The following is a 16,496-nucleotide window of genomic DNA, read 5'->3' on the forward strand; positions in this document are numbered from 1 at the left end:
GGGGTCTTCTGCGTCGAAGGGCAGGTCGGCCCGTCTGCGATCAGCTCAGTGGCTCTGCTCGCCGAAGCGGACGATCGCCTCGTCGAGGATGCGCTCGGCCTCGGCCTTGTCGCCCCACGCGTCGACCTTGACCCACTTGTTGGGCTCGAGGTCCTTGTAGTGCTCGAAGAAGTGCGAGATCTCCTTCTTCGTGTACTCGGCGATGTCGTCGATGTCCTGGATGTGCGCCCAGCGCGGGTCCTTCGACAGCACGGCGACGAGCTTGTCGTCCCCGCCGGCCTCGTCGCTCATCTTCAGCACGGCGACGGGGCGCACCTCGACGACGACGCCCGGGTAGATGGCGTGGTCGAGCAGAACGAGCACGTCGAGCGGGTCGCCGTCCTCGCCCAGCGTGTTGTCGAAGTAGCCGTAGTCGGCCGGGTATCCGAAGGTCGTGTAGAGCACGCGGTCGAGGTGCACTCGTCCGGTCTCGTGGTCGACCTCGTACTTCACGCGGCTGCCGCGCGGGATCTCGATGACGGCGTCGTGTGCGCCCATGCGTGTGCTCCTCGGTAGAAAAAGAGTGGGATGCCGCGCACCAGCCTACTCGCCGGTCAGGTCTTCTCCGGGTCGGCGTCGCCCGCTCCGACCGCGGCGGAGCGCCGTGATGACAGCCGGAACAGGAGTCTCTCCCCGGGAGCGGACAGGACGAGCAGGAGCAGGCCCAGGTAACCGTAGGAGCCGACGAAGACGGCGATCAGGAGGGCGATCAGGAACAGCGCGATCGCCACGGCGTCGCCCGCGATGCCGTGACGCATCGTCGTGACGGACGTCGTGCCGAGCTCCGGATGCCGCAGCAGATACACCCAGCCGATGAGCGTCGTCACCTGGGTGAGGATGAGAGTGCCGATGTAGATCACGGCCTGCGGAGCATCCGTGTCCGTCTGCCCGAGCATCGCCGTCGTCACCGGAAGCCAGACGATCGTCGCCATCCACGCGACGTTGATCCACAGCAGCATCGGGGTGACCGTCTCCACGTCGCGGTACTGCTGATGGTGCCCCATCCAGAACTTGGCGATCAGAACGAAGCTCAGACCGAAGCTGAGCAGCTGGCCCGAATGGTCGGAGAGGAACTCGGCCGTGCTGAGCTCGGACGAGGCCGCCTCGGACACGGACTCCATGAGGGGGAGGATCAGCAGCGTCATCGCGATGGCGACGACGGCGTCGACGAAGGCCTTGAACCGCTCGGTGGTGAATCGCTGAGTCCTGCGTGTATCCGTCACGGCGCCAGAGTAGGACTGCGCGGCCGCCGCGACACGAGGCGCGCGGGATTCCGGTCGGTGTTCTAGCGTGGACATGTGCCATCGCTCTCTCCTGCCATCGCCGAGATCCGCCTCGCTGTGCGCTTCGCGCTCGCCGACCTCCCGGACGGAGCGACCGTGATCGTGGCGCTCTCGGGTGGCGCCGACTCGCTGGCTCTGACCGCTGCGACCGTCTTCGAGGCTCGGGCGCGCAGTATCCGGGTGCTGAGCCTGACCGTCGACCACGGAATGCAGGAGGGCTCCGCGCACGTCGCCGCTTCCGCAGCCGTCGCCGCGGAGGGCCTCGGGGTCGTCGATGCGCGGCAGACGAGGGTCGACGTCGACCGGGCGTCGAGCGCGGGCGAAGAGGCTGCCGCGCGGGATGCGCGCTACGCGGCTCTCCGCAGCGTCGCCCTCGCCGAGAAAGCCGTCGCCGTGCTGCTCGGCCACACGCTCGATGACCAGGCGGAGACCGTGCTGCTCGGACTCGCTCGCGGCTCCGGTGCCGCGAGCCTGCAGGGCATGTCGCCGGATCGGGAGGATGCCGATGGGCTGCGCTGGATCCGGCCCCTGCTCGGGGTGCGTCGCGAGACCACTCTCGCGTTCTGCGCGGCATCCGATCTCGCCCCCTGGACCGACCCCCACAACAGCGAGCCGCGGTTCGCGCGAGTGCGGGTGCGCGAGCGGGTGCTGCCCGTGATGGAGACCGATCTCGGACCGGGGATCGCCGAGGCGCTGGCGCGCACCGCGGAGCAGTTGCGTGAAGACGCCGAGGCGTTCGACGAGATGATCCACGAGACCATCGAAGACATCGTCGAGCATGCCGAGGCCGGGATCTCCGTCAGTGTCGCCGCGCTCGCCGCGAACCCGGCCGCGCTGCGGAACCGCATCATCCGACTCGTCGTCGACAGCGAGTTCGGGGTGAGCCTGACGCGCACCCAGACCCTCGAGGTCGCTCGACTGGCCGTGGACTGGTCGGGACAGGGCCCGATCGATCTGCCCGGATGCTCTGCCGCGCGCCGCGGCGGACAGATCGTCTTCGCGGCGCGCGACTGAGTTCGAGGGCGGCCTACTTCTTGCCGCCGAAGATTCCGCCGAGCAGGCCGCCGAGGTCGATGCCGCCGCCGGAGCTGTTGCCGCTGCCGCCGCCGAGCAGCCCTCCGAGCACATCGCCGATGCCGCCACCGGAGGCGTTGCCGTTGTTGCCGCCGCCGATGAGGCCACCGATGAGGTCGCCGATCCCGCCGGAGCTCTGCGCGCCGGCATCCGCCGTCTCCGCCTTGCCCTTGTTCGCGTTGGCGATGAGGCCCATCACGATCGGAGCGAGGATCGGGAGCAGCTTGCCGAAGTCGATACCGGCCGTCGCCTTCGACTCGGTGAGCTTCGCCGTGACCTCTTTCTCGTCGGCGCCGAGGATGTGCGAGACGATCTTGCCGCCGTCGGCCTGATCCACATCGTCGACCTTGGATGCGCCGGTGGCACCCTCATGCTTCTTGAGAGCCTTCTCGATGGCCGAGGACCCCTCCTCAGTCGCCGCGTTCTTCGCGAGCCCGCCCAGGAGCACCGCGCCACCCTGCTCGACCGCGGCCTTGGCGACGTCGGGGGAGACGCCCAGCTTTGCGGCGATGTCGTCGATCGGCACCTGCTTGAGGATGTCGTCAAGAGCCATGGAGAGTCCTTCCGTCTGGGGCATGCGCCCGTCTCACCGCTCAGAGTAGTGCGCCAGTCGTCGGTCAGGGGGTGTGCGAGCCGGATCCCTCCGTTCTGGGTCGGAGCATCCGATCCGTTCGCCTAAAATCGATCCATGCGCGCTGCGGAGATCCAGGATGACCTTGCTCAGATCCTCGTCACAGAGGAGGAGATCCTCGCCAAGCTCGATGAGCTGGCGACACAGGTCGCGGAAGACTACGCCGGGAAGGATCTGATCCTCGTCGGAGTGCTGAAGGGCGCCGTCATGGTGATGGCCGACTTCGCCCGCGCCCTCCCCTTCCACGCCCCCATGGACTGGATGGCGGTGTCGAGCTACGGCGCCAGCACGAAGTCGAGCGGTGTGGTGCAGATCCGCAAGGACCTCGACACCGATCTGAACGGCAAGCACGTGCTGATCGTCGAGGACATCATCGACTCGGGCCTGACGCTGAGCTGGCTGCTGGAGAACTTCGAGTCCCGCGGCGCCGAGTCGATCGAGGTGCTCGCTCTGCTGCGCAAGCCGGAGGCGGCGAAGGTCGTCATCGACTGCCGCTACGTGGGATTCGACATCCCCACCGATTTCGTCGTCGGATACGGACTCGACTACGACGAGCGCTACCGCAACCTGCGCGATGTCGCCGTGCTCGCCCCGCACGTCTACAGCTGAGCCCGCGTGAACGGTACGCCGTGGGTGAACGCACAGCAGTCGCCTAGCGCACGCGCGATACGCTGATCCGATCATGGATGTGAAGAAGATCACCCGGAACCCACTGATCTACGTGGCGCTGATCGGTCTGCTGCTTTTCGGCGGCTTCCTGCTGATCTCGAACCTCGGGGCGCCCAAGCAGATCACCACCCAAGAGGGCCTCAAGCTGCTCTCCGGCGAGACGGTCACCGAGGTGGTCAACACCGACGGCGATCAGCGCGTCGACATGACGCTCTCGAAGGCGTTCGAAGGTGCCGAGAAGGTGCAGTTCTACTACGTCGACGCCCGCGCCGACGAGGTGGTGACGGCGATCAACGACGCCGACCCGAAGGACGGCTTCAACGACGCGGTCCCGCGCGCCACCTGGTTCGACGGCTTCATCTCCCTCCTGCTCCCGCTCGTGCTGCTCGGCCTCCTGTTCTGGTGGCTGCTGTCGTCGATGCAGGGCGGCGGCGGCAAAGTCATGCAGTTCGGCAAGTCGAAGGCCAAACTCGTCAACAAGGAGACGCCGACCGTCACCTTCGCCGACGTGGCCGGTGCCGACGAGGCGATCGAAGAGCTCCATGAGATCAAGGAGTTCCTGCAGGATCCCGCGAAGTTCCAGGCGATCGGTGCCCGCATCCCGAAGGGCGTGCTGCTGTACGGCCCTCCCGGAACCGGTAAGACCCTTCTCGCCCGCGCCGTCGCCGGTGAGGCCGGGGCTCCCTTCTACTCGATCTCCGGATCGGACTTCGTCGAGATGTTCGTCGGTGTGGGTGCGTCGCGCGTTCGCGACCTGTTCAACCAGGCCAAGGAGAACTCGCCCGCGATCATCTTCATCGACGAGATCGACGCGGTCGGTCGTCACCGTGGCGCAGGCATGGGGGGCGGCAATGACGAGCGCGAGCAGACGCTGAACCAGATGCTCGTCGAGATGGACGGCTTCGACCCGAACGCGAACGTGATCGTGATCGCGGCGACCAACCGCCCCGACATCCTCGACCCCGCACTTCTGCGCCCCGGTCGTTTCGACCGTCAGATCGGTGTCGACGCCCCTGATCTCAAAGGTCGACAGAAGATCCTCGAGGTGCACAGCAAGGGCAAGCCCCTCGCCAAGAGCGTCGACCTCGAGGTCGTCGCCCGCAAGACTCCGGGCTTCACCGGTGCAGACCTCGCGAACGTGCTGAATGAGGCTGCGCTCCTCACGGCGCGCTCGAACGCGCAGCTCGTCGACAACCGTGCGCTGGACGAGGCCATCGATCGTGTGATCGCCGGTCCGCAGCGTCGTACGCGTGTGATGAAGGACAAGGAGAAGCTCATCACGGCGTACCACGAGGGCGGCCACGCCCTCGCAGCCGCGGCGATGAACTACACCGACCCCGTCACGAAGATCACGATCCTGCCGCGTGGCAAGGCGCTCGGGTACACGATGGTGCTTCCGCTGGACGACAAGTACTCGATCACCCGCAACGAACTGCAGGACCAGCTCACCTACGCCATGGGCGGGCGAGTGGCCGAGGAGATCGTGTTCCACGACCCCACCACGGGCGCATCCAACGACATCGAGAAGGCGACCTCGATCGCCCGCAAGATGGTCATCGAGTACGGCATGACCACCCAGGTGGGTCCGGTCAAGCTGGGCACCGAAGGCGGCGACGTGTTCGTCGCGCGTGACATGGGCCGCGGACGCGAGTACTCGGAGAAGGTCGCCGAGCGCGTCGACGCCGAGGTGCGCGCGCTGATCGAGCAGGCGCACAACGAGGCGTACTCGGTGATCAGCGAGAACCGCGACATCCTCGACAAGCTGGCACTCGCGCTGCTCGAGGAGGAGACCCTCGACCACAACCAGATCGCCGAGATCTTCACCGAGGTGAAGAAGCTCCCCGAGCGCCCGCTGTGGCTGTCGAGCGAGGCTCGTCCGGTGTCGGAGCGGCCTCCGATCGAGGTCCCGAAGAAGGATGTGTCCCTGGCTGCCTCCGTCGAAGCCCCCGCCGCTGCCGCGCGCACCCAGACGGGATCGGCGGCTGCCGGTCAGGCGCGACCAGCGACGGCGTGACCGTGGCCGTCGACAGAGCGCGCGTCGAACGGCTCACCCGCGAACTGCTCGAGGCGATCGGCGAGGATCCTGATCGTCCCGGATTGAGGCAGACTCCTGCCCGCATGGGGGAGCTGTACGCGGAGTTCTTCTCCGGTGTGGGTGAGGATGCCGCGGCACCGCTCGCGCGCACCATCAGCGTGACCCGTGGGCCGGCCCCCGACACCCTCCCGTCGGGAGCGGTGCTGCTGCGCGACATCCGATTCCGGTCGGTCTGCGAGCACCACCTGCTCCCGTTCGCCGGGCGTGCACATCTCGCGTACCTCCCGGGCGAGCAGGTCGTCGGCCTCGGCGCCCTCGTCCGCGTCGTGGAGACGCTCGCCTCCCGCCCTCAGGTGCAGGAGCGGCTCGGCGAGCAGATCGCCGACACCATCGCCGAGCACCTGGACACCCGCGGTGTGCTGGTCGTGCTCGACGCCAGCCACGGGTGCGTGACGATGCGCGGCGGGCGCCAGCCCGAGGCATCCACGCTCACGATCGCGGCACGCGGAGAGTACACCGATCCCCTCGCACGGGCGGAGCTGATCGCCCTGATCGGGGCTTCGGCGGCGATCTCGTCCAGGCATTCGGAATGACGGTCATCTGGGGGATCGTCAACGTCACCCCCGATTCGTTCAGCGACGGAGGCCGCTACCTCGACGTCGACCGTGCGGTCGCGCACGGGCTGAGCCTGCGGGCCGACGGCGCCACGGTGCTCGATGTCGGCGGTGAATCGACGCGACCCGGAGCCGAGCGCGTGGGAGCGGAAGTCGAGCAGCAGCGCGTCATCCCCGTGATCGAGCAGCTCGCCGCAGCCGGGGTGCCCGTCAGCATCGACACGCTCAACGCGTCGACCGCGGCCGTTGCCGTGCGTGCGGGAGCCCGCATCGTGAACGACGTCTCGGGCGGTCTCGCCGATCCGGAGATGCGTGCGGCGGTCGCCGAGTCGGGCGCCGATTTCGCGATCGGGCACTGGCGCGGCTTCTCGGACGACATGTATGCCCACGCGGAGTACCGCCGTGTCGCGCGTGAGGTCGCGGGGGAGCTGCAGGAGCGCGTCGGCGAGGCGGCGGCATCGGGGATCGCTCCGTCTCGCCTGATCCTCGACCCGGGTATCGGCTTCGCGAAGGCGGGCGCGCAGAACTGGGATGTGCTGCGCGGCCTCGATGAGATCACGGGTCTCGGCCAGCGGGTGCTCATCGGCACGTCTCGCAAGCGCTTCCTCGCCGACACTCTGCGGGAGGCGCGTCGTGACGACGACGAGGTCTCCGAGCGACGCCGCGACCTGGCCACCGCCGTCACGAGCGCATTCGCCGCGCGCGCCGGCGTCTGGGCGGTGCGGGTGCACGACGTCGCAGCGACTCGTGACGCCCTCGCGATCGCGCACGCGTGGGACGGCCGCTGACCCGTGCCGTTCGGCGCTTCCCTGTGGGCGAACGGGGGAGCAGGGGATCGAGCCTCCCCCGTACGCTAGGGGCATGGACTCCCTCGACGAGATCGCTCTGACCGGCCTGACGGTGTTCGGGCGACACGGCGTGTACGACCACGAGCGCGAGAACGGGCAGGAGTTCACGATCGACCTGCGCCTGTCGCTGTCGCTCGAGCAGGCCGCGGCGTCGGACGATGTCGTCGATACCGTGCACTACGGGGAGCTCGCCGAGAAGGTGGCGGCTGTCGTCGCGGGCGAACCCGTGAACCTGATCGAGACCCTCGCGTCGCGGATCGCCGATGTGGCTCTCGATGACGAGCGGGTGCAGTTCGTGACCGTGACAGTGCACAAACCGCATGCTCCGATCCCGCTGTCGTTCGCCGACGTCGAGGTCCGGGTGCAGCGGGGTCGCAAGGCCGCTCCCCTCGAGGACATCACGGCATGAGCCGCAACCTGACCATTCCGCCCGACATCCCGCCGGCACGTCCCGGGCGCCCTCCCGTCGAGGCGGTCGTCGCCCTCGGGGCCAACCTCGGCGACCGTGAGGCGACGATCCGAGGCGCGGCGGAGCGCATCGCACGTCTCCCGCTGGTCAGCGATGTGCGTCTTTCCGCACTGTTCGAGACCGTCGCCCTGCGACTCGACGGGCCCGACCCCGACGCCCCCGGCTATGTGAATGCGGTGGCGCTGGTCACCACTCGATTGGCGCCCGAGATCCTGCTCGGCATGCTGCACGCCATCGAAGACGAGAACGGCCGGGAGCGGCAGGAGAGGTGGGGCGACCGCACGCTCGACCTCGACCTCATCGCCTACGGTGATGTGATCTCCGACGACCCGCGCGTGCAGCTGCCGCATCCACGCGCCCACGAGCGTCTGTTCGTGCTCGACCCCTGGCTCGACGTCGATCCCGACGCCACGCTCCAGGGCCACGGCCGAGTCACCGACCTGGCCGAAGCTCTGCGCGCGCGGGGTGAGGGATGACTCGCACCTCGCCCGGTCTGCTGGCGCTGCTGGCGTTGCTCGCGGCCGGCGGCGGATTCCTCCTCGACCAGCTGCTCACGGCCACAGGGCGCGCGACGTTCACCCCGTCGCTCCTGCTGCCCGTGCTGCTCCTGCTGATCGCGGGCGCATCGCTCGGCGTCGCCTGGCCGGTGCGCAAGAGCGTGCGCTCCGGCATCCGCATCGATCCGTTCCGCGCCCTGCGCGCCGCCACCCTCGCGCGGGCCTCCAGCCTGGTCGGAGCGATCATGACCGGCTTCGGGGCCGGGCTGCTGGTGTTCCTGCTGTCGCGTCCCATCGATCCCCCGGTAGGGTCGACTGTGGCCATGGTGGCCCTGATCGGGAGCGCGATCGTGCTCGTGATCGCTGCGTTGGTCGCCGAACAGTTCTGCACTCTGCCGAAGGATCCTGATGACTCAGAACCCAGAGACCTCGCCCCTGAACCCCGCGGAGGGCACTGATCTGCCCGCGCTCGACCAGGGCACCTACACGCAGCTGAAGACGGCCCGCAACGAGGCGCGGCTCGAACTGGACGGCACCTGGCACCAGATCTCTCCGCGCTACGTGGTGTCGCAGATCGTGCAGAACGTGATCTTCCTCGCCGTCGTCGCCGCGGTGGCGATCGTCCTCAACATCGTGCTCGAGCAGGACTGGGTGTGGATCCCGGCCGGTGTGATCCTGCTGATCACCCTGATCACGCTGATCATCCTGCCGCGTCAGGCGCGAGCCATCGGCTACATGCTCCGCGCCGACGACATCGTGTTCCGCAAGGGCATCCTGTGGCAGCGCATGATCGCCGTGCCCTACGGCCGTATGCAGCTCGTCGACATCACCCAGGGTCCGTTGGACCGCGCCTTCGGTGTGACGCAGCTCAAGATGGTGACGGCCGCCGCGACCACCGGCGTGCAGATCCCCGGCCTGACGCAGCGCGCCGCCGAAGCGCTGCGGGACACGCTCATCGAGGTCGCCGAGACCCGTCGGACCGGCCTGTGAGCGAGCAGTTCCCCGCCACCCCCGGCATCCCGGCGACGAGCACGTCCGTCGGAGGCTCGACGGAGCTCGCAGACGGCGAGTGGCATCGGATGCATCCGCTGACCCCCCTGTTCAAGGGCGGGTTGGCGCTGATCATCATCGCCGGCATCGTGATCGCGAACATGCGCGATCGCGTCATCGCCTGGGTCATCGACATCTTCTCCCCGGAGGCCCACTACGGCGACTACGCCGGCGGTGATCCCGTGGACTGGGTACTCGACAACAACCTGATCCTGATCGCCCTCGGCGCGGTGCTGGGGCTGGTGCTGATCCTGATCCTGATCTTCTGGTTCATCTGGCGCTTCCAGCAGTTCCGCATCACGGGCGATCACGTCGAGGTGCGCAAGGGCATCATCTTCCGCTCGCATCGCCGCGCACCGCTGGATCGGGTGCAGGGCGTGAACCTCACTCGTCCGTTCCCCGCGCGCATCATCGGCCTGGCCAAGCTCGAGGTCGTGGGCGCCGGCAACGACGCGAACGTGGAGCTCGAGTACCTCGCGACCGCCCGCGCAGAGGGTGTGCGCGCCGAGATCCTGCGCCTCGCTTCGGGGGCACGCGCGGCGCGGCAGACCGCCTTGGCCGGCGCCTCCGGAGCGGCGTCGGCCCCTGCCACCGCCCGAGCGCAGCTCGTCGGTTCGATGAACGTCGGCGTCACCGGACTGATCGCCGGCGTCGACATGGATGACGTGGCGCCCGAGAGCGTCGTCAAGATCCCCGCCGGCAGGCTCGTCGGTTCGCAGATCATCTCCGGACTGCTCTGGCTGGTGTTCTTCGGCATCATCTTCGCGATCGCCCTGGGGAGCGCCGTCATCGGGCTCATCTCGGACGGCGATGGCGAAGGTGGAGTGATCATCCTGGGCATCGCACTCGGTATGGGGGTGCCGTTCGTGATCGCCGTCGTCGGTATCACGTGGGCGCAGATCTCGAAGTCCCTGAGGTACTCGATCGCGCCGACGCCGGACGGCGTGCGCATCACGTACGGCCTCTTCACGACGGTCACCGAGACTCTGCCACCCGGCCGCATCTTCGCCGTGGAGGTCTCGCAGTCGATCCTGTGGCGGCCGTTCGGCTGGTGGACGATCAAGATCAACCGTATGAGCGGCAAGAGCGCCGCCCAGCAGCAGTCCGGATCCGCGCAGCAGTTCAACATCGTGCTGCCGGTCGGCAAGCGAGCCGATGTGGAGCGGGTGCTCGGTCTGATCCTCCCCGACGTTCCCGCAGGGGACATCCCGGCGATCTGGGACAACGGTGTGCTCGGCCCCATCGCGGATGATCCGTATCGCACCATGCCGCGGCGTGCGTGGTGGCGGCGCCCGGTCTCGTGGAAGCGTCACGGCTTCCTCCTCACCGACTTCGGACTGCTCCTGCGCCGCGGCGTCGTGTGGCGCAAGCTCGCGGTGTTCCCGTATGCCCGCCTGCAGGGTGTCTCCCTGAATCAGGGTCCGATCGATCGCGCACAGCGCGTGTCCGGGGCACAGATCCATACCGCTCCGGGACCGATCACCGGCCTGCTCTCGGGTCTCGAGCGCGAGGATGCGCTGGCACTGCTCGACGGCGTCAGTCGCGCCGCCGCGGACGCCGCGTCGCGAGACACCACCCATCGCTGGAGCGAGCACCCGGTTGCTGCCCCGCCGGAGCCTGCACCGACTGTCACGCCACCGCCTGCACCGTCGGCAGGCTACCCGGTCACGCAGCCTCCGCCGCCCGTCGGCCCGCCCGCCGCCTGGCCTGCGCCGCCGGTGGCTCCGCCTGCGCCGCCCGCTGCGCCTCCTGCTCCGCCTATGGCTCCTCCGCCTGCGCCGCCTGTCGCTCCGCCTGCTCCGCCCGTCGTCCCTCCCGCCGAGGGCTGACCTGATGGTGCGTGATGGACGCCTGGGCGTCGGCATCATCGGCGCGGGCCGCGTCGGGCCCGTGATCGGTGCTGCCCTCGGGGGCGCAGGCCACGCCGTGGTCGGCATCACCAGCGGCTCCGACGATGAACGTGCGTCGGCGGTGCTCCCGGATGTGCCGGTGCTGGAGGCCCTCGAGGTCGTGCGTCGTGCGGAGTTGATCGTGCTCGCGGTCCCGCATGAAGAGTTGCCCGCTCTCGTGTCGGGCATCGCCGAGGTCGGCGGATGGCAGGTCGGGCAACTGGTGCTGCACACCGACCCCGCCTACGGCATCGATGTGCTCCGCCCGGCCGCCGAGCGCGGCGCGATCCCGCTCGCGGTGCACCCCGCCATCACCTTCACGGGAACCTCGATCGATCTCCGTCAGCTCCCGGCGAGCTTCGCGGCAGTCACGGCTCCGGCGGCCGTGCTCCCGATCGCTCAGGCGCTCGCCGTGGAGATGGGGTGCGAACCGGTGGTCATCGCCGAGGAGGATCGTGCGACCTATGCCGACGCGATCCAGACCGCAGCCGACTTCTCCCGCTCGATCATCGGTCAGTCGACGGCACGACTGCGGGAGATCGGAGTCGAGAACCCGGGCGGTTACCTCTCGGCACTCGTGCAGTCGACCGTCGAGCGGGCGCTGCGCGAGGCCTCCGATCCACCGCCGCTCGTCTGATCGCGCTTCGCGTTCCTCGCGAACGGCGGATGAATTAGTCAGCGACCGCCGGAGAAACCGCCGCCGCCTCCGCCGCCGGCGAAACCGCCTCCGAACGAACCGCCGCCGCTGGACGAGCTGCTCGCCGAGGGAGCGGTGTAGGTGGCCGAGGCGTGAGATGTCACCGCGAAGGCCGCGAGTTGCACACGCAGATAGGGCGATGTCGGATCGCCGATCCAGCCCGGTCCGCGCTGCTCGATCGAGTAGGCGTTCTCGAGCACGCGGCCCCATTCGTCTTCCATGCCGAACAGCATCGCGTACGGCAGCAGGCGCTCGTACAGCAGGATGACGTTCGCGGAACCGTCCTGTCGACGCTCCGCTCCGGAGTACGACTGCAGCATCCGCAACCGGTCGGCCTCCGCGACGCGGATGAACTCCTCCACGCCCTTCAGATACTCCAGGCGGCGGGCGCCCTCGAGGGTCAGGACGGTGTGCTTCGAGAACGTGAAGAAGCTGGAGATCAGCACGAGGACGACGCCGAACCCGATCGCGACCATGGCGGGGATCGCCGAGAGCCGGCCGCTGATCACGCCCCACAGGGCGAGCGCGAGACCGATCCCGACGATGCCGATCGCGCACCATTGCAGCGTCATCGCGAGGCCGCTGCGGGCGCGCGTGGTGAACCCCTGCGCCTGCGCCGCATTCTTCCCGCTCTGCGTGAGCGACGTCATCCGGGTGGCGAAGGACTCGCTCGACGCGGGAAGAGAGGCGACGCCGTCGGCGTCGGCCCCGACGAAGAGCGCTTCGAGGGCTGCCGCGTCGAGCGGATCGACGGTGCGCGCGCCGGGCATGCGGCGCAGGCGCGGCTGTGCCTTCTCGGAGCCTTCTTCGATGCGCAGTGCTCCACGCACGGCAAGATGCACGATCTCCGCCGGTATCGGATCCTTCGCGCCGGGGATGATCGCGGCGGCGAGGAGCGGTGGCAGCGAGTCGGGCACGTCGTACTGCGCCACGATGATGCCGTCAGCGGTGTGCCGGCGGCGGGTGGATGCCGACACGGCGAACCATCCGCCGATCGACAGCGCGAGTGCACCGGCGGCGGCCACCGCCGGGACGGTGTCGGTCACCGGATTGGGCTGACGGGCGGAGGTCTGGACGGCGGTACCCGGTGCGAAACCGATCGCCACCGTCACTCCGTCGCCGGCCGCGCGCTCGCCGGATTCGACATGGAACACGGTGGTGTCGCCGTCGGTGGTCGGGCCCTGGATCGGGCACTCCCGCGTCGATCCGGAGGAGCCCGAATAGCACCGCGCCTCGCCGGTCAGGTGATCTCCGAGTGAGGCGTCGAGCACGATGTCGGCGCGGAATGCCTCGATCGCCTGCGTGCTGTCGAAGGGGAGGAGATCCCAATAGAACTCGTCGACGCCGGTGTCGGCGGCGAGGATCACGTCGCGCATCGAGTACTCGATGACATATGTCGTGAGTCCCTGCACGTAGTCGTCGGTGCCCGTGAGGATGTAGAGGACACCATCGTCCGTCTCGGTCTCGTAGGGCACGTCGGTGCCGTCCTCGTCGGTCACCGACAGCACCTGCGTGTCGATCCTCGCGCCCTCGTAGCCGGTGGGCAGGCCCCGGACGATCCCGCGGTTCTGGTCGAAGTCGGGGAAACGCGCCACGAGCGTCTCGGTCACGTGCAGGAGTGGGCGCCCTTCGTCGTCGAGGCCGAGCTCGTATCGGGCATCCCACGACGCGTAGGAGAAGGCATCGACATCGTCTGCGGTGATGCTCCCGTCCGGATGTGCGGAGTGGGCCGAGGAGACGGAAGGTGCGGTGGCTGCGGAAGCGGCGGTCGGCATCGCGGCGAGACCGGCGAGCGTGAGGGCGAGCGCGGCGAGCGTGCGGGCGATCCGTGTGACGACCATTCTTCGAGGCTACCCATCGCCCGCCGACGAGCAGGTACTCACCTCGGTAAACTGGACACGACTTTCCAAGGAGCCCCGCACATGACTGACGCGTCCGCCGCGCCCGAGCCGTCCCCGATCGACCCCTCCGCGGGCGCCGGTGACGACGACATCCACGAGCAGAAGGCCGTGCGACTCGCCAAGCGCGAGCGCCTGATCGAGAAGCGCGCGGATGCGGCGGGAGGGGCTTTCCCGGTGGCGGTCCCGGTGACGCACACGATCCCGGCGCTGCGTGCCGAGTACGGCGAGCTCGAGGCCGGCGCAGAGACCGGCGTCGTGGTCGGCGTCGCGGGGCGTGTGGTCTTCAGCCGCAACACCGGCAAGCTCTGCTTCGCCACCCTGCAGGCCGGCGACGGCTCGCGCATCCAGGCCATGATCTCGCTGGCGAACGTCGGCGAGGAGTCGCTCGCGGACTGGAAGGAGTACGTCGACCTCGGCGACCACGTCTTCGTGCACGGCGAAGTCATCTCCAGCCGGCGCGGCGAGCTGTCGATCATGGCGGACGAGTGGACGATCGCCGCGAAGGCGATCCTCCCGCTGCCGAATGCGTACTCCGAGCTGAGCGAGGAAGGCCGCGTCCGCAGCCGCTACCTCGACCTGATCGTGCGTGAACAGGCCCGCACCACCGTGCGCGCGCGTGCTGCCGTGAACGCCAGCCTGCGGGCGACGTTCTCGTCGCACGAGTACCTCGAGGTCGAGACCCCGATGCTGCAGGTGCAGCACGGTGGAGCCTCCGCCCGCCCCTTCGTCACGCACTCCAACGCGTTCGACACGGAGCTGTACCTGCGCATCGCACCCGAGCTGTACCTCAAGCGTGCCGTCGTCGGCGGTATCGAACGCGTCTACGAGATCAACCGCAACTTCCGCAACGAGGGTGCCGATTCCACGCACAGCCCCGAGTTCGCGATGCTCGAGGCCTACCAGGCTTATGGCGACTACAACCAGATGGCCGGCCTCACGCAGGAGCTCGTGCAGAAGGCCGCGATCGCCGTCGCCGGCTCGACGACCGTCACGTGGGCCGACGGCACCGAGTTCGATCTCGGCGGTGAATGGGACCGCATCTCGATGTACGAGTCGTTGTCTGCCGCATCGGGTCGCACCGTCACCCCGCACGACGCGGTGGAGGACTTGATCGCCTTCGCCGAGGCCAGCGGCGTGGACCTCCCGCCGCAGGCCACCCACGGCAAGCTCGTGGAGGAGCTCTGGGAGCACTTCGTGAAGGGCGATCTGGTGCGCCCGACCTTTGTCATGGACTTCCCCGTCGACACCTCGCCCCTCGTGCGGGAGCACCGTTCGATCGACGGCGTCGTGGAGAAGTGGGACCTGTACATCCGCGGGTTCGAGCTGGCGACCGGATACTCCGAGCTCGTCGACCCCGTGATCCAGCGCGAACGCTTCGTCGAACAGGCGAAGCTCGCCGCTCGGGGAGACGTCGAGGCCATGCCCGTCGACGAGGAGTTCCTGCGGGCCCTCGAGCACGGCATGCCGCCGTCCGGTGGCATGGGCATGGGCATCGACCGCCTGCTCATGGCGATCACGGGGCTCGGCATCCGCGAGACCATCCTGTTCCCCCTCGTCAAGTAGTCGGACCGGACGACGCCGCGTTCGCGCGGCTGAACGTCCATTCGGGAAGCACGGCGGCGTCGACCATCGTGCGCAGCAGCGCTGCCAGGCCGTAGTCCGGATCGATCGCCTGCACGAGATCGAGGTAGTGTCCGGCGTGGCTCGAGCGACCCAGCGCCCACGAGAGCCAGGCGGCCGCGGTGAGCGGGCCGGGACGTGAGGCGCGGGGCGCCGAGGCGGCGGTCTGCCTGACGACGGCGAGCGCGAGACGCAGCCGGTCGGCGTCGGGAGCAGGCCCGACGCCCAGGAACACCGACCCGAGGTCGTCGGGGATCATGCGACCACTGCGGGCGAAGGACAGCTGCGCGTCGAGGGCGCGGGCTCCGCCGTCGGCGCCCGTCGCCCACTGCGCGAGTGCGACGTCGCGGAATACCGGTCGATCCAGGCACCAGAGCAGAGCCGCCGTGGCGAAGATCGGGAGGTTCTCGGGCTCATCGAGCAGCGACTCGAAGAACGCGGGAATGTCGTCGAGCGCCGCGATCGCCGCCAGCGCCGCGGGGTTCTCCCGGCCCGACAGGGGTCCGATCGCATCATGGTCGAGGACGTCGGTGATGTCCCGCAGCGCCCGGGCGACGCGCTCCTTCATCGCGAGGTCGGAGTGCGGCAGCTCGGCGCCGGCGAGCTGATCGCCGGTCACGTCGCCGAGTCCGGGGACATCGGGGGTCTGGGCGAGCTCGTCGAGGTCTCCCAGCCGAGGATCGTCGGCGAGATAGCTGGACCAGCCCTTCGGCGTCACGCACAGCGCGTCGACGACCCGGAGCCCTGCCTCCTCGGCGCGCCACAGCAGGGAGTCGACCGCGACGGCCAGAGGGAGCACCAGGCCGTCGCCGGTGTGCTCGGGCGAGTCATCCGCATACACGACCACGGCGACCGCATCGGTGTCGTCGACCCGGGAGATCAGGCCGACCGCTGCGTCGGCGAACATGTCGAGATCGGTGTCGTCGGACGGCAGATCGAGACGCATGGCACCGCAGGTGCGGGCGCCCTGGAAGGGGAGCAGCACGAGGCTGCGTCGCGGGGTGAAGCCCGCGAGCGCGGGGACGATACGGAGGAATTCAGCGGAGCCTGAGGCGCGGAGGACGGTGGTCATGGCCCGAGTCTGGTCGGATCGTACGAACCGCGAGGGGCTTTTCGCGGCATGGGGATGGATTGCGCCGCATCCTCTGATTGGGGACGAGGAGTCGAAGGCCGTGACGGC

General features: G+C 68.9%; 17 protein-coding genes. 12 read left to right on the forward strand and 5 right to left on the reverse strand.

Annotated features, from left to right (window positions below; all coding sequences use genetic code 11):
* Positions 1-45: 45 nt before the first annotated feature.
* Together P0Y60_04470 and P0Y60_04475 are read right to left on the reverse strand one after the other, a co-directional pair.
* The gene (locus P0Y60_04470; GenBank protein WEK62017.1) at positions 46-537 is read right to left on the reverse strand and encodes an inorganic diphosphatase; all 492 of its coding nucleotides are present in this window, start codon (positions 535-537) and stop codon (positions 46-48) included.
* Between the two features lie 56 nt (positions 538-593).
* On the reverse strand, positions 594-1,262 hold the full coding sequence (locus tag P0Y60_04475) for a TMEM175 family protein (protein ID WEK62018.1): 669 nt from the start codon (positions 1,260-1,262) through the stop codon (positions 594-596).
* Positions 1,263-1,337: 75 nt separating this feature from the next.
* Here P0Y60_04475 and tilS point away from each other — a divergent pair, with 75 nt between their 5' ends.
* A complete protein-coding gene (gene tilS / locus P0Y60_04480) occupies positions 1,338-2,336 on the forward strand; it encodes a tRNA lysidine(34) synthetase TilS (protein WEK62019.1) in 999 nt (332 codons plus the stop codon).
* A gap of 13 nt (positions 2,337-2,349) precedes the next feature.
* Here the strand turns inward: tilS and P0Y60_04485 are convergent, their stop codons facing one another.
* Positions 2,350-2,949 carry a DUF937 domain-containing protein gene (locus P0Y60_04485; GenBank protein WEK62020.1) on the reverse strand — a complete coding sequence of 200 codons (600 nt, stop codon included), beginning with the start codon at positions 2,947-2,949 and terminating at the stop codon, positions 2,350-2,352.
* A gap of 135 nt (positions 2,950-3,084) precedes the next feature.
* On the opposite strand from P0Y60_04485, the gene hpt reads away from it, so the two are divergent.
* The 10 genes from hpt (at position 3,085) to P0Y60_04535 (ending at position 11,735) form a co-directional block, all read left to right on the forward strand.
* Positions 3,085-3,636 (forward strand): hypoxanthine phosphoribosyltransferase, encoded by a 552-nt coding sequence (gene hpt / locus P0Y60_04490; protein ID WEK62021.1) that lies wholly within the window; start codon positions 3,085-3,087, stop codon positions 3,634-3,636.
* Between the two features lie 73 nt (positions 3,637-3,709).
* The gene (gene ftsH, locus P0Y60_04495) at positions 3,710-5,710 is read left to right on the forward strand and encodes an ATP-dependent zinc metalloprotease FtsH (protein ID WEK62022.1); all 2,001 of its coding nucleotides are present in this window, start codon (positions 3,710-3,712) and stop codon (positions 5,708-5,710) included.
* Positions 5,711-5,712: 2 nt separating this feature from the next.
* Positions 5,713-6,324 carry a GTP cyclohydrolase I gene (locus P0Y60_04500; GenBank protein ID WEK62023.1) on the forward strand — a complete coding sequence of 204 codons (612 nt, stop codon included), beginning with the start codon at positions 5,713-5,715 and terminating at the stop codon, positions 6,322-6,324.
* Complete coding sequence (gene folP, locus P0Y60_04505) at positions 6,321-7,133, forward strand: dihydropteroate synthase (protein WEK62024.1); 813 nt, start codon at positions 6,321-6,323, stop codon at positions 7,131-7,133. The genes P0Y60_04500 and folP overlap by 4 nt, the downstream gene beginning before the upstream one ends.
* A 73-nt stretch (positions 7,134-7,206) precedes the next feature.
* Complete coding sequence (folB, locus tag P0Y60_04510; GenBank protein WEK62025.1) at positions 7,207-7,602, forward strand: dihydroneopterin aldolase; 396 nt, start codon at positions 7,207-7,209, stop codon at positions 7,600-7,602.
* Entirely contained in the window at positions 7,599-8,138 is a 540-nt protein-coding gene (folK, locus tag P0Y60_04515) for a 2-amino-4-hydroxy-6-hydroxymethyldihydropteridine diphosphokinase (GenBank protein ID WEK62026.1), read from the forward strand. Before folB ends, folK begins: the two co-directional genes overlap by 4 nt.
* Complete coding sequence (locus P0Y60_04520) at positions 8,135-8,617, forward strand: DUF3180 domain-containing protein (protein ID WEK62027.1); 483 nt, start codon at positions 8,135-8,137, stop codon at positions 8,615-8,617. Before folK ends, P0Y60_04520 begins: the two co-directional genes overlap by 4 nt.
* Entirely contained in the window at positions 8,568-9,149 is a 582-nt protein-coding gene (locus P0Y60_04525; protein WEK62028.1) for a PH domain-containing protein, read from the forward strand. Before P0Y60_04520 ends, P0Y60_04525 begins: the two co-directional genes overlap by 50 nt.
* On the forward strand, positions 9,146-11,038 hold the full coding sequence (locus P0Y60_04530) for a PH domain-containing protein (GenBank protein ID WEK62029.1): 1,893 nt from the start codon (positions 9,146-9,148) through the stop codon (positions 11,036-11,038). Before P0Y60_04525 ends, P0Y60_04530 begins: the two co-directional genes overlap by 4 nt.
* 4 nt (positions 11,039-11,042) lie before the next feature.
* Positions 11,043-11,735 carry a DUF2520 domain-containing protein gene (locus P0Y60_04535; protein WEK62030.1) on the forward strand — a complete coding sequence of 231 codons (693 nt, stop codon included), beginning with the start codon at positions 11,043-11,045 and terminating at the stop codon, positions 11,733-11,735.
* A 38-nt stretch (positions 11,736-11,773) separates the two neighbouring features.
* Here the strand turns inward: P0Y60_04535 and P0Y60_04540 are convergent, their stop codons facing one another.
* Positions 11,774-13,636, reverse strand: a complete 1,863-nt coding sequence (locus P0Y60_04540) for a DUF2207 domain-containing protein (protein ID WEK62031.1) — start codon at positions 13,634-13,636, stop codon at positions 11,774-11,776.
* 81 nt (positions 13,637-13,717) lie between these two features.
* Here P0Y60_04540 and lysS point away from each other — a divergent pair, with 81 nt between their 5' ends.
* Positions 13,718-15,259: a lysine--tRNA ligase gene (lysS, locus tag P0Y60_04545; GenBank protein ID WEK62032.1), complete on the forward strand. Its 1,542-nt coding sequence runs from the start codon at positions 13,718-13,720 to the stop codon at positions 15,257-15,259.
* Here lysS and P0Y60_04550 read toward each other — a convergent pair.
* Positions 15,252-16,388, reverse strand: a complete 1,137-nt coding sequence (locus P0Y60_04550; protein WEK62033.1) for a DUF4192 family protein — start codon at positions 16,386-16,388, stop codon at positions 15,252-15,254. The two genes, lysS and P0Y60_04550, sit on opposite strands and share 8 nt — an antisense overlap.
* Positions 16,389-16,496: the final 108 nt, after the last annotated feature.

The sequence above is a fragment of the Candidatus Microbacterium colombiense genome, assembly GCA_029203165.1.
In the GTDB taxonomy this organism is placed as follows: Bacteria; Actinomycetota; Actinomycetes; order Actinomycetales; family Microbacteriaceae; genus Microbacterium; species Microbacterium colombiense.

What these genes read in the sequence shown, in the direction of transcription:
- folK (WEK62026.1), top strand. Translation starts at nt 7,599, where the DNA reads ATGAGCCGCAACCTGACCATTCCGCCCGACATCCCGCCGGCACGTCCC.
- folB (WEK62025.1), top strand. Translation starts at nt 7,207, where the DNA reads ATGGACTCCCTCGACGAGATCGCTCTGACCGGCCTGACGGTGTTCGGG.
- P0Y60_04550 (WEK62033.1), bottom strand. Translation starts at nt 16,388, where the DNA reads ATGACCACCGTCCTCCGCGCCTCAGGCTCCGCTGAATTCCTCCGTATC.
- lysS (WEK62032.1), top strand. Translation starts at nt 13,718, where the DNA reads ATGACTGACGCGTCCGCCGCGCCCGAGCCGTCCCCGATCGACCCCTCC.
- P0Y60_04520 (WEK62027.1), top strand. Translation starts at nt 8,135, where the DNA reads ATGACTCGCACCTCGCCCGGTCTGCTGGCGCTGCTGGCGTTGCTCGCG.
- P0Y60_04540 (WEK62031.1), bottom strand. Translation starts at nt 13,636, where the DNA reads ATGGTCGTCACACGGATCGCCCGCACGCTCGCCGCGCTCGCCCTCACG.
- folP (WEK62024.1), top strand. Translation starts at nt 6,321, where the DNA reads ATGACGGTCATCTGGGGGATCGTCAACGTCACCCCCGATTCGTTCAGC.
- ftsH (WEK62022.1), top strand. Translation starts at nt 3,710, where the DNA reads ATGGATGTGAAGAAGATCACCCGGAACCCACTGATCTACGTGGCGCTG.
- P0Y60_04470 (WEK62017.1), bottom strand. Translation starts at nt 537, where the DNA reads ATGGGCGCACACGACGCCGTCATCGAGATCCCGCGCGGCAGCCGCGTG.
- P0Y60_04535 (WEK62030.1), top strand. Translation starts at nt 11,043, where the DNA reads ATGGTGCGTGATGGACGCCTGGGCGTCGGCATCATCGGCGCGGGCCGC.
- P0Y60_04525 (WEK62028.1), top strand. Translation starts at nt 8,568, where the DNA reads ATGACTCAGAACCCAGAGACCTCGCCCCTGAACCCCGCGGAGGGCACT.
- hpt (WEK62021.1), top strand. Translation starts at nt 3,085, where the DNA reads ATGCGCGCTGCGGAGATCCAGGATGACCTTGCTCAGATCCTCGTCACA.
- P0Y60_04485 (WEK62020.1), bottom strand. Translation starts at nt 2,949, where the DNA reads ATGGCTCTTGACGACATCCTCAAGCAGGTGCCGATCGACGACATCGCC.